The sequence below is a fragment of the Caballeronia sordidicola genome, from assembly GCF_001544455.2.
GTDB classification, from domain to species: domain Bacteria; phylum Pseudomonadota; class Gammaproteobacteria; order Burkholderiales; family Burkholderiaceae; genus Caballeronia; species Caballeronia sordidicola.
Genome location: NZ_FCOC02000003.1, coordinates 195,732 through 207,774, shown reverse-complemented (window position 1 = coordinate 207,774; position 12,043 = coordinate 195,732). Strand labels below are relative to the sequence as shown.

Genomic DNA, 12,043 nt, shown 5'->3' with positions numbered 1-12,043 from the left:
TTCGGCTGGTGTCAAGCCGGCGTCGGCGTGGCAGCGAAATCGGGTGTATCCGTCGACGCATAATTGAAGCTCACGTCGCGCCATGTATCCAGCGCCTGTTTCAGCGGCGTGCACCAGCGCGCCGCGGCTTCCAGGATTTCCGGTCCTTCGTTTGCAATGTCGCGGCCCTCGTTGCGCGCCTTCACCATGCTTTCCAGCGCCACGCGATTCGCCACTGCTCCGGCCTGAATACCGCCCGGATGTCCGATGGTCCCGCCTCCGAACTGGAGAATGCAGTCGTCGCCGAACAGGTCGAGCAACTGATGCATCTGCCCGGCGTGGATACCGCCCGAAGCAACCGGCATGACCTTGCGCAAGCCCGCCCATGATTGTTCGAAGAAGATGCCGCGCGACAGGTCCACTGCATTGCCCGATTCGCGCAACACGTTGTAATAGCCCTGTACCGAAAGCGGATCACCTTCGAGCTTGCCGACCGCCGTGCCAGCATGTGCATGATCCACGCCCGCCATGCGCAGCCACTTCGCGATCACGCGAAACGAAATCCCGTGATTGCGCTGGCGCGTGTACGTGCCGTGACCCGCGCGATGCAGATGCAGGATCATGTCGTTCCTGCGCGCCCATTTACCCATTGACTGGATCGCAGTCCATCCGACCACCAGATCGATCATGACGATGCACGACCCCAGTTCCTTCGCGAACTCGGCGCGTTCGTACATGTCTTCCATGGTCGCGGCCGTGACGTTCAGATAGTGGCCCTTCACTTCGCCGGTCGCGGCTTGCGCACGGGCCACGGCTTCCATGGAAAAGAGGTAGCGGTCGCGCCAGTGCATGAACGCCTGCGAGTTGATGTTCTCGTCGTCCTTGAGAAAGTCGAGACCGCCTTTCAGCCCTTCATAGACCACGCGGCCGTAGTTCTTGCCCGAGAGCCCGAGCTTCGGCTTGACGGTCGCGCCGAGCAGCGGACGGCCGTATTTATCGAGCCGTTCGCGCTCGACCACGATTCCGGTCGGCGGCCCCTGGAAGGTCTTGAGGTAAGCCACCGGCATGCGCATGTCTTCCAGCCGCAGCGCTTTCAACGGCTTGAAGCCGAACACATTGCCAATGATCGAGGCCGTCAGGTTCGCGACCGATCCCTCTTCGAAGAGATCGAGCTCATAGGCGATATAAGCAAAGAATTGCGGCTCGTCACTGCTGGACGAGGGCACGGGATCCACGCGATACGCCTTTGCCCGATACATGTCGCACGCCGTAAGGCGGTCGGTCCACACCACGGTCCAGGTCGCCGTCGACGACTCGCCCGCCACCGCAGCCGCCGCTTCCTCGGGCTCGACACCCGCTTGCGGCGTGATCCGGAACAGCGCGATGACGTCGGTATCTTTCGGTACGTAATCCGGCTGCCAGTAACCCATCTCGCGATACTTCATGACGCCCGCCGAATAGCGGGAACGGGGCGCGGCCGCTGGTTGCGGCGTCGCGGATGCCGGCGCGACCGCGGCCTTGGTGAAGTCGTTCATGGCGTTTCCTTAAGGATTGTGAGCGGGATGGACCCGGCGCGTGTGCCGTGAATGCAATGTAGGCGCGACCTGCGGCGAGGGGAATTCACGATTTTCTTCGGCAGGCTTAAGCGATCCGTTAACGTGGGGAACACCCTAAGGTCACAACCAATGGGGACGTGGGACACTTTGCTGCAGAACCGCGACAGTCAAGCGCGCGCCCGGCGCGGCACATTCCGCCGGCAAAATCAGCCCCTACCCGCCGCGATGTTCGGTACGTGCTTCAAACAAGCGGCGCAGCCCCTTTCGCTGCGTAGGCACGCTGTTTGCAAGGACGTACCTGCCGGTACGCGCGTGAAAGCGTCGTCGCGCCGGTTTCCGTTGGTCAACTTGATGGAGACGACTATGCAGTGGACGACCCCGAGCTACACCGATATGCGTTTTGGTTTCGAAATCACGATGTATATCGCAACGCGTTAAAGCGCTGCCGCCGCCGTCGGCCGCAACTACTGACGCGCGGCTTTAGTGGCGCCTGCGTTGACCGTAAGCTTATTTTTTCAGATTCATTTCAAAGTCATAACCGCCGGACCATAGTGCGCTGCGTTGACCAGCGTTCCTCGCCATGATCCACGAGACGATCGTCACGACCGCGGCGCACGATGGCCGGCCTCACATCGCGCCCATGGGCGTGCGTTTCGACGACGGGCTGGCGATTCTCGCGCCGTTTCGTCCCTCGGCGACGCTCGACAACATCATCGCGACGCAGGCGGCCGTCATCAATTTCACGACCGATGCGCGCGTGTTCGCAGGTTGCGTGACCGGATATGCGAACGACTGGCCAACGCTCCCGGCCACTGTCGTCAACAGCGTGCGCCTTGCGGATTCGCTCGCGCACACCGAACTCGAACTCCATTCGCTTCAGGATGACCCGCAGCGCCCGATACTGCGCATGAAGAGCGTGTATCGCGAGACGCATGGGCCATTCGAAGGGTTTAATCGTGCGCAGAACGCAGTTGTGGAAGGTGCGATCCTCGTGAGCCGCCTCTTCATGTTGCCCGCGGAAAAAGTCGACAGCGAGATGGCGTACCTTCAGATTGCCATCGATAAAACCGCCGGCGAGCGCGAACGCGTTGCATGGAACTGGATCACGGCGGCGGTCAAGCGTCATCGCGCGAATGCCCGGACGTCCGGTGAATCGCCGCAACCTGATACAGCGTTGAACACCTCCGCGCCCGAGCGGCGCTGAATCTTCCGGAGTCTGACATGACCGCATTGCTCGCGAGCGTCCGCTCGGCTGAAGAAGCGCTCGACGCGGCACGCGCAGGCGCCGATCTGATCGATTTGAAAGAGCCTGGCGCGGGTGCGCTGGGCGGCGTGGCGATCAATGAAATCACGCTGATCGTGAACCTGCTGCGCGCGCGTTATCCGGTCAAGCCGATCAGTGCAACCATAGGCGACGTGCCCACGGACGCGTCCGACGCCATCACCCGGCAAGTCATCGAAGTGAACACTACGGGCGTGGATTATGTGAAGGTTGGCGTGACCCCCGGAGCGTCCGCGCACCATTGCCTTGCCGTGCTGGCGAGCTTGCCCGCCGCTGTTGTGCCTGTACTGCTCTGCGATGCGGGTATCGATCTGGAACTCATCCGCTTCGCCGCCGGGTTGGGCTTTGCGGGAATCGTCTTCGATACCGCCACGAAGAACGGCCAGAGCATCTTCGACTGCGTGGACGTGGGCACACTCAAGGCTTGTCTGCATGCAGCCAGCGCGCGCGGCGGAATGACAGGACTTGCCGGTTCCATGAACTGGGCGCACTTGCCGATGATTCATGAACTCCGGCCGGACATAGCGGGATTTCGCACCGCGTTATGCAATAACGGCCGCGTGTCCCGGCTCGATCCCGCGCGGGTCGCGCAATGGGCGGAGGCGCTTCATCATCAGGCCGTGGCTCAGCCTCATTAAATCCAAAGACTACGCCACGGGAATATGCAGCAAGCGTTCGCGCATCAACGCGACATCGCCCTTGTTGAACAACTCGACCACGTAGTTCGCGTCCTTCACGTATCGGGCGAAGCCCGCATCGACCACGCCTTTGGCCGATAACGTTTCCATTGGCGTGCCTGCTTCCACCGCGCACGACTTGACCACCATCAGACGCTCGGCGTTGAGCGTGGTCGAAAGCCATGCCGCAAGACTATCCGATGTCGTGTTCCAGTTCGTCATTTCGTCGGGCTTGTCGCGCATCAGGTCGGTGGGAACCCACACCGCCACGCGGCCATCGCGCAATGCACGCCGGATCCGCATTTCGTTCGACGCCAGCACCAGTTCCGGCATCACGCCCTGCATGAGGATTGCGTACTGCGCCATGGCAAGCAAACACATGTTGTGCGCCGCGAGGTCGCCGAACTGCCACTCGCTCTGATACTGGCGAACCGTATCGGCGAAATCTCCGCCGCCGGGAACGATCACGACCCGCCCGCCGCCCACTTCCCAAAGCTGGGTAAGCCATTCGCGCAGCGACGGGTCGTGACTCAGGCTTCCCCCGATCTTCACCACCCACATGACATGTCCCCCGCTTTGAGTTTCACTGCTGTCACCCGCCCTGAAGCGCGACCGTGTTTTCGTCCTGCGCGAGGAGCGCAACTGCCACACTCGGCGCGCACGTCGCGATCCACTCGCGGCGCTCGCGCTCGTTGGCGGGGGTATCGACGAGATCGGAGAAATCGATGAACGCCCGTTTCTCCCGTCGCGCAATTGCCTCGACGAGGAAGCGCCCGCACCCCGCGCCAACCAGCGGCGCACGCTGCAACGAAGGATGCACCGCTATCACATCGCCAAGGTTCGCCATCAGGATTTGCATCTGCCTTTCTCGCCAGCACCCGGCAAAATCACGCCACTCGTTTTCGTTGGCGTCGCGGGCATCGTGTCCTATGGTTCGCGCAATTCGCGCACGGCTCGCGGCTTGCGTCTTCGGTCCGTTGTCGGCACTCGCATGCTGATCGTGCGCCGCCCAGAGTTCGCCCGTCAATCGATAAACATCGGCGGTGGTGGCAAACCACTCATTCATGACGTTGGTCTCTTCGCCGCGAAATCCGATCCGGTGCGCAATACCGCACAAGGGCGTGCGCACCACGCCCTGATAAACAAGCTCGCCGCTCACGAGCCGGGTCGCGTCGTTGCAGCCGCGCGCCGCGACCCGGGCCGCGACGACCGGCACAATATCAGTCGTGGTACTACCTATATCGATCAGAACGGCTTCGTTCATGCGGCGCGCGACCCATTGCGCGGTCGCCAGCCAGTTCGCCGATGCAACCTCGCGCCATTGCCCGCAAGCACCCTGCGCGTTCAGCCAACCGGCCGCGCCCGCGAAAAACCGCGTCTGTGCTCCGAGCCGCCGCACCAATGTATCGGCGAGAACACGCACGCCTTCCTCGCGATCCGCGAAGAGATCGACCATCTCGCCCGTCATGGTGACAACGTGACTTGCATGCGGGTCGCAAGCAAGCGGCCAGCGCTGGAATGCGGAATCGATGACCTGTTCAAGATGCCCGAGTCCTTGCCATAGCGGACATGCCCATTGCGCGATATCGCGCAGCGCCCCCGAACCTGTCGCCACCGATACCTTGACGTGCGCGCCGCCCACGTCCCAGCCGAAGATTTCCGTGCCGGCATTCATGCGCGCACTCCCGCCGCACACGCGACCCCGTGCGCCCTGAGCAGATCGCCCGCGAGATTGCGCCCGAGTTGCGCCGACAAACCCGCATACGCCGCCGTCAGCCGCGGATTGACCTCGATGACAACCGGCCCTCGGTGCGCATGCCAGACGACATCGATGCCAACGAAACCGCGCAACCCCGGTATCGCCGATACAACCCTGCGCGCGAGCGCCTCAAGCTCCACGCCTTGCTTGCTTCGCTTGTCGATCTGGTTGATCTGCACGCCGCTGAACTCGAGCACATGCGCGCTTTTTCCAGGCGCGGCTGCGTCTGGCAGCCCGATCAACTGCCGGTTGATGCTGACGAGTTCGACGTCGTGCGCGCCGCATACGAGCGAGAGGCTAAGCGGCTCGCCGTCGACCCATTGCTGCATCACGGGGTTGCGGCCCGCCGCCGCACGGGCTTTGTATTCAGCGCCAGCGTCTTCAATCCGGTCATAAACGAAAGTGTCGAGCCCGCCTGCGCCATCATCTGGCTTGACCACCCAGCGAGCGGCCGCGCCGGTCTGCGGAACGACCGCATCGAGCTTGAGCGATGCCGTCACGGGTATGCCGTGCGCTTCAAGGCACGCAGCCGTCGCGCTCTTGCTCGATGCCGTCCTGATGGCTTCCTTCGAACATCCCAGCCAGCGCGCCGCGCCTACCGAGTCGTGCAGATGCAGCAAGAGACCATCGCATTCCGGCGCGATAATCCATGCGTGGTCATGCTGGCGCGCCACGCGTGCAACAAAGCCCGGGATCGACTCGCCGGGCATTGCCATGCAGTGCGAACGCGTGGGCGCCACGGTCTCGAAGCGCGAAGTGGCGAAGGTGACCTGCACGCCGCCGAGATCGAGCAGATCCGCGACCAGTGCATCGCGCATGGCGCGTCCTTCGACAATCAGCGCGCCAAGATCGAGCAAGCTGGCCTCGCCGGCCAATGCCGGATCAATGCCGCCGCCAGTGAGATACTCGTAGACGAATAACTTGGTCAAGGTTCCTTCCATGCAAGTGATACCCGTACTCGATCTTCTCGATGGCCACGCGGTGCGCGCCGTGCGCGGCGAGCGGGAACGCTACCGGCCCATCGAGTCCTCGCTGTGCGCATCCAGCGAACCACTGGCTGTCGCGCAGGCACTGCTGGCCGCGAGCGGCGCGCGCACGCTCTACATTGCCGACCTGGGCGCAATCCTCAAGCAGAACGATCACGCCACCCCAATTGCCACACTGCTCGATGCGCTCGACATCGAAATCTGGCTCGATGCGGGCTTTACCGATTTCGCTTCCATGCGTACGCTCTTCGATCGCATTTGCACTGCCTCCTTCCCTCGCGGCAAACTCGTTCCGGTCTTCGGCACCGAGACGCTTGTCAGCACCGATGCACTGCAAGAAGCGCAGGCCGCCGGCTTCGCGCCCGTGCTGTCGCTCGATCATCGCGCGGGCCGGCTCATGACGGACGCTTCGGACCCGGCTGCCGCACATGCCGATACCTCATGGTGGCCGGCGCGCGTGATCGTGATGACGCTCGATCAGGTCGGCGCTTACCAAGGTCCCGACCTCGCCACATTCGAAGCCATACGCGCTCACGCAGGCGAGCGCGAACTGATCGGCGCTGGCGGCATCCGCAACGATTCGGATCTTTCCGCCGCGGCGCAAAGCCGCGCCGTTGCGTGGCTCGTGGCATCGGCTATCCACGACCGGCGAATCGATCTGCGGCACATGTTGCGGCACATATAGCGCCATATGTCGCAGCCCCGATGCGACTACACAATATCCATGCCAACCGGCGATACTGGCGCATGCCTGTAAGTGTTTGGCAAGACTGCCGCAAAGCAGCCAGCAAGGTGACACACTGTTCCAGCAACGCACAACCTGTGTTGCCCGGACAGGGAAGCATCCGTTCCCATCCTGCACTACACGTAAGCCGCGGCCATCCTTGATTGCGGGTTACCTAACCGGCATGGACCTTGCAAACGGGGCTTCATGCCTCTTTCGTCCGCCCCCACGTCGAACACAGGAACGCTGGCCGCCAGGACGCCCGTCACAGCGGGCGTGCGCGATTGGACGTGCCCGTTCTGCCCGCTGCTGTGCGATGACATCACCATCATCGTCCAGGACGACGGCGCACCTGCCACTCCCGGCACCGATTGCCCACGGCTTGCCCACGCACTGACGTGGTTTGCCGGAAGCCCGGCGCCGGCGCCCGCAATCGATAACGTGGACACCGACCTCGACTCGGCGCTCAATCGGGCCGCGGATATCCTGCGCGCCACAAAACGCCCACTCTTCGGCGGCCTTGCCACCGATGTCGCCGGCGCACGCGCCCTCTATCCGCTCGCAGCCGGCTGCGGCGCGATCCTCGACCATCTGCACGGCGATGCGATGGCGGCATCGAACGCGGCATTGCAGGATCGTGGCGCATTCTTCACCACGCTCTCCGAAGTGCGCGCGCGCGCCGATTTGCTGATCGTGTTCTGCAGCACGCCATCGGCGAAATACCCGCGCTTCTATGAGCGCGTGCTTGGCGGCACGGAACAGCCGCGCGAGCTGGTTTTTCTCGGCTGCCCTATCGATCCCGCAGCGCAGAAAACCGGCAATGCGCGCCTGCAAGGCGTCCTTGAAGAAGCCGATCCATTCGATCTTCTTGCCATCTGGTCCGCACTGGCGGAAGGCCGCGGCGCAGCGTCCTTTAGCGACAATCCAGGCATGGCGCAAGCGCTTGCCGTGTTGCTGGAACGCGTGAGCGCGGCACGTTATACGGTCGTGGTCTACGAACCCGCAGCGTTGCCCGGGCCGCACGCGGCGCTGCTGATAGAAGCGCTGCACCGCATCGTGAAGGCGATCAACCGGACAACGCGCGCGGGCGCGCTGGCGCTTGGCGGCGACGATGGCGCGTTGACCGTCAATCAGGCCGTGACGTGGCTGTCGGGCTTTCCGCTGCGCACCCGCGTATCGAAGCCAACGCGTCTTTCCGGCGAAACTTCGCTCGATCACGATGCAACGCGTTATGCAACACGCCGGCTGCTGGAAGCGCGTGAAGTGGATGCCTTGCTGTGGGTATCGAGTTATCAACCCGAGCCCTTGCCTCAAGCACTTTTCAGCGATATCCCGGTCATCGTGCTGGGGCATCCCGCGCTGCGAACGATGCTCGGCAAGCGAGGCGCTTCCACCGTTTTTATTCCTGTCGCCACGCCCGCGATCGACAGCGCCGGTCATGTTTTTCGTATCGACGGTTCCGTGGTTGCGTCGCTCGCGGCCACGCGGGCGAGCACACTGCCAACGCTCGCCGACATTGTCGAACGTCTGCACGGCGCACTCGCCAGCACACCAGCCGCGAGGAGCCAGCCATGAGCCTGACGCGGCTTAAAGGCGGCACGCTCTACGATCCGGCAAACGGCGTCAATGGCGAACGCCGCGACCTGTATATGCGCGACGGCCGCATTGTCGCCGAAGAACCCAATGCATCCATCGCGCACGACTTCGATGCGCACGGCATGGTTGTGATGGCGGGCGGTATCGACCTGCATTCGCATATTGGCGGCGGCAAGACCAATCTCTCGCGCCTGCTGCTGCCGGAAGATCATCGCAACACGAGCGCCGCCGATGAACCGGTGAGCGCCGACGGCCGTTATCTGAAGCTGCCTTCGTGCGGCGTCTGCACACCCGGCACGCTCGCCACCGGCTACCGTTACGCGGAGATGGGATACACCGCCGCGTTCGAGCCCGCCATGATGCCCTCCAACGCGCGCCATACGCATCTGGAAATGGGCGACACGCCGATCATCGATCACGGCGCATACGTCATGCTCGGCAACGACGAACTGTTCCTGCAACTGCTCGCCGGACAGGACAACTATGAGCGCTTGCGCGACTACGTTGGCTGGACGCTGCATGCTAGCAAGGCGCTCGGCGTGAAGGTGGTCAATCCCGGCGGCATCTCGGCGTTCAAGTTCAACCAGCGCTCGTTGAACGTGGACGAACCGCACATTCATTACGGCATCACGCCGCGCGACGTGCTGCATACCTTGACCCGCGCACTGAACGAATTGCGCGTGCCGCATCCGCTTCACGTGCATGCGAGCAATCTCGGCGTGCCGGGCAATATCGATTCGACAATCGCAACCATGGACGCCGCCGGCGGCTTGCCAATCCATCTGACGCACATCCAGTTTCACAGCTATGGCGTGGAGGGTCCGCGCAAGTTTTCATCGGGCGCATTGGCGATTGCGGACGCTGTGAACGCACGGCCGAATGTGTCCATCGATGTCGGGCAGATCATTTTCGGGCAGACCGTCACCGCTTCCGGCGACACCATGATGCAGTTCAGAAACGCGCCGCTCGGCAACCCGAAGAAGTGGATAGCCGGCGACATTGAATGCGACGCGGGCTGCGGCGTCGTGCCATTCAAATATCGCGAGCAGAGTTATGTGAACGCGTTGCAATGGATCATCGGACTGGAGATCTTCCTGCTGGTCGAAGATCCCTGGCGCGTGTCGATGACAACCGATCACCCCAACGGCGGCCCATTCACGAGCTACCCGCATTTGATCCGCCTGCTGATGGACAAAGGCTTTCGCGACGAACAACTCGCGACGCTCAATCCCGAAGCGCAGGTTGCAAGCACCTTGCCGGAGTTGAAACGCGAGTTCTCGCTCTACGACATTGCGATCATCACGCGCGCCGGGCCGGCACGTTTGCTCGGGCTCCGGGATCGGGGCCATCTCGGCGTGGGCGCGGCGGCGGATATCGCGGTGTATCGCGAGGAAGCAGACAAGGAGCGCATGTTCACGTCGCCGGCGTATGTGTTCAAGGACGGTCAACTGGTCGCGCGCGACGGCACGCTCGTTGCCACGCCAACGGGCGGAATCCATTATTTATCGCCGGAATTCGATTCCGGCATCGAGAAGACCTTGAAAGCTTACGCCGCCGGAAATCTCGTGGGCAATCCAGCGCACGCCGCGATCAGCGACGACGAAATCTGCGCGTGCTGCCGCGGCGGCCGACTGCTTCCCGTCGCGTGCCTGAGCGGGACCTGACAGGTGGCCGCCATGCAGATCAACGACACCGTCATAGACGACACCTTTGCCGAAGCCTTCCCAATGAAGGCGACGCGTCTCGTCATCACGGCGCACACGCCGGCCTGGGCGCAGCACGCGGCGCAATCGCTCACGGGATTCGCAACCTCGGTGATCGGCTGCGGCTGCGAAGCGGGCATCGAGAGGGTGCTGACGGCGGATGAAACACCCGACGGACGGCCTGGAATCGCGGTTCTGATGTTCGCGGTATCGACGAAAGAACTGGCGAAGCAAGTCGAGCGGCGCGTCGGGCAATGCGTGCTGACCTGCCCGACGACCGCCGTCTATAGCGGCATCGATCCCGCCACGAGCCGAGCGCCGCTCTCGGACAACGCCCCCATTGGCCGCAGCCTGCGTTTTTTCGGCGACGGCTGGCAGATCTCGAAGATGATCGGCGAGACGCGGTATTGGCGCGTGCCGGTCATGGACGGCGAGTTTGTCTGCCAGGAAAGCGCGGTCACGGTGAAGGCGGTTGGCGGCGGCAACCTGCTGTTCCTCGCCCGCGATACGGACAGCGCGTTGCACGTCGCCGAAACCGCGGTGGCCGCCATGCGCCGCCTGCCGAACGTGATCGCACCCTTTCCGGGCGGCGTGGTGCGCTCGGGTTCGAAAGTAGGCTCGAAATATGCTGCAGTGCCTGCGTCGACCAATGACGCGTTTTGTCCCACGCTGATCGGCTTGTCCAGAAAAAGCGAGCTTGACGCCGACGTGGGCTGCGTGCTGGAAATCGTGATCGACGGCCTGACCGACAGCGACGTAGGCGCTGCGATGACCGCGGGTATCGCGGCGGCTGTGGAACTGGGCCGCGCGGCGGGCGTGTTGCGGATATCGGCGGGAAATTACGGCGGGAAGCTGGGGCCCTATCACTTCCACCTGCATCGGCTTGCAGCGGACGTGACCGGGAGGCGCGCATGACCACGACCACGCTGCGTGTCAGGAATGCGCCCGGATTTCGCGTCAACGCAGACCGGTTATTGCCTGCGGCGCTTGCCGCTTTATCGCTGGATGAGGTCGCGCGGCTCGCGTTGCCAGCGGGCAATGAGACCTGTTCCGTCGGCGATATCTTCGACGTCTCGCGCGCGGAAAGCGCAAACGCGGCGGCGCTTGTCATGGAAGGCGACGCGCGCTGGCTCGACCGGCTGGGCGCGAAGATGACGCAGGGATGCATTGATGTCCACGGCGCTGCCGGCGATTACGCGGGCTTTCAAATGGCGGGCGGCGCATTGCGAATCGACGGCGACGCGGGACATTTCACCGGCTGCCAGATGCAGGGCGGCCGCCTCACGCTCAGCGGCAACGCTGGCGACTTTACGGCGGGCGCGTTACCGGGCGACATGGAAGGCATGACCGGCGGCACGCTGACCATTCATGGCAACACCGGCGCGCGCCTGGGCGACCGCATGCGCCGAGGCCTCGTGCTGGTGGGCGGCAACGCCGGCGACTGCGCGGCGTCGCGGCTCGTTGCCGGAACGATCGGCATAGCGGGGACCACCGGCGCCAACCTGGGTTACGGCATGCGGCGCGGCACGTTGCTGCTGGCCCGGACGCCCGCCCGGATACCCCCGACATTCGCCGAAGGCGGCCGGGGCTTCGACGTGTTCTGGCGCCTTCTGACGCGTTCGCTCGCGGGTGAACTGACGCTGTTCGCGAACTTGAGGGCCGACGCGCTGCCGCGTCGCTACGCGGGCGATCTTGCGGTCGACGGACGCGGAGAAGTGCTGATCGTCGGATCGTGACATTCGGCGTAATGTAAGTCGAGGTAACCCGAGCGAAAGGAGACG

General features: G+C 63.5%; 12 protein-coding genes. 8 read left to right on the top strand and 4 right to left on the bottom strand.

Annotation, left to right across the window (positions count from 1 at the left end; all coding sequences use genetic code 11):
* Positions 1 to 11: 11 nt before the first annotated feature.
* A complete protein-coding gene (locus AWB64_RS07250) occupies positions 12 to 1,514 on the bottom strand; it encodes a ribulose-bisphosphate carboxylase large subunit (protein WP_060818005.1) in 1,503 nt (500 codons plus the stop codon).
* A 384-nt stretch (positions 1,515 to 1,898) separates the two neighbouring features.
* Here AWB64_RS07250 and pqqA point away from each other — a divergent pair, with 384 nt between their 5' ends.
* The 3 genes from pqqA (at position 1,899) to AWB64_RS07235 (ending at position 3,455) form a co-directional block, all read left to right on the top strand.
* Positions 1,899 to 1,973: a pyrroloquinoline quinone precursor peptide PqqA gene (pqqA, locus tag AWB64_RS32510; protein WP_013342881.1), complete on the top strand. Its 75-nt coding sequence runs from the start codon at positions 1,899 to 1,901 to the stop codon at positions 1,971 to 1,973.
* A gap of 142 nt (positions 1,974 to 2,115) precedes the next feature.
* Positions 2,116 to 2,739 carry a DUF447 domain-containing protein gene (locus AWB64_RS07240; RefSeq protein ID WP_060818003.1) on the top strand — a complete coding sequence of 208 codons (624 nt, stop codon included), beginning with the start codon at positions 2,116 to 2,118 and terminating at the stop codon, positions 2,737 to 2,739.
* 17 nt (positions 2,740 to 2,756) lie between these two features.
* Positions 2,757 to 3,455: a (5-formylfuran-3-yl)methyl phosphate synthase gene (locus AWB64_RS07235; protein ID WP_060818002.1), complete on the top strand. Its 699-nt coding sequence runs from the start codon at positions 2,757 to 2,759 to the stop codon at positions 3,453 to 3,455.
* A 9-nt stretch (positions 3,456 to 3,464) separates the two neighbouring features.
* Here the strand turns inward: AWB64_RS07235 and AWB64_RS07230 are convergent, their stop codons facing one another.
* The 3 genes from AWB64_RS07230 to AWB64_RS07220 are packed head-to-tail and all read right to left on the bottom strand — an operon-like array spanning position 3,465 to position 6,182.
* Complete coding sequence (locus AWB64_RS07230) at positions 3,465 to 4,055, bottom strand: amino acid kinase family protein (protein ID WP_060818000.1); 591 nt, start codon at positions 4,053 to 4,055, stop codon at positions 3,465 to 3,467.
* 31 nt (positions 4,056 to 4,086) lie between these two features.
* Positions 4,087 to 5,169 carry a hydantoinase/oxoprolinase family protein gene (locus AWB64_RS07225; RefSeq protein WP_060817998.1) on the bottom strand — a complete coding sequence of 361 codons (1,083 nt, stop codon included), beginning with the start codon at positions 5,167 to 5,169 and terminating at the stop codon, positions 4,087 to 4,089.
* The gene (locus AWB64_RS07220) at positions 5,166 to 6,182 is read right to left on the bottom strand and encodes an ATP-grasp domain-containing protein (protein WP_060818396.1); all 1,017 of its coding nucleotides are present in this window, start codon (positions 6,180 to 6,182) and stop codon (positions 5,166 to 5,168) included. Before AWB64_RS07220 ends, AWB64_RS07225 begins: the two co-directional genes overlap by 4 nt.
* A gap of 10 nt (positions 6,183 to 6,192) precedes the next feature.
* On the opposite strand from AWB64_RS07220, the gene AWB64_RS07215 reads away from it, so the two are divergent.
* From AWB64_RS07215 to AWB64_RS07195, 5 genes are all read left to right on the top strand, one after another.
* Positions 6,193 to 6,924 (top strand): HisA/HisF-related TIM barrel protein, encoded by a 732-nt coding sequence (locus AWB64_RS07215; protein ID WP_060817996.1) that lies wholly within the window; start codon positions 6,193 to 6,195, stop codon positions 6,922 to 6,924.
* Positions 6,925 to 7,170: 246 nt separating this feature from the next.
* Entirely contained in the window at positions 7,171 to 8,538 is a 1,368-nt protein-coding gene (locus AWB64_RS07210) for a molybdopterin-binding domain-containing protein (protein ID WP_060817995.1), read from the top strand.
* The gene (locus tag AWB64_RS07205) at positions 8,535 to 10,223 is read left to right on the top strand and encodes a formylmethanofuran dehydrogenase subunit A (RefSeq protein WP_060817992.1); all 1,689 of its coding nucleotides are present in this window, start codon (positions 8,535 to 8,537) and stop codon (positions 10,221 to 10,223) included. The genes AWB64_RS07210 and AWB64_RS07205 overlap by 4 nt, the downstream gene beginning before the upstream one ends.
* Positions 10,224 to 10,235: 12 nt before the next feature.
* Positions 10,236 to 11,177 (top strand): formylmethanofuran--tetrahydromethanopterin N-formyltransferase, encoded by a 942-nt coding sequence (gene fhcD, locus AWB64_RS07200; protein WP_060817990.1) that lies wholly within the window; start codon positions 10,236 to 10,238, stop codon positions 11,175 to 11,177.
* Positions 11,174 to 11,998 carry a formylmethanofuran dehydrogenase subunit C gene (locus tag AWB64_RS07195; protein WP_060817989.1) on the top strand — a complete coding sequence of 275 codons (825 nt, stop codon included), beginning with the start codon at positions 11,174 to 11,176 and terminating at the stop codon, positions 11,996 to 11,998. The genes fhcD and AWB64_RS07195 overlap by 4 nt, the downstream gene beginning before the upstream one ends.
* Positions 11,999 to 12,043: the final 45 nt, after the last annotated feature.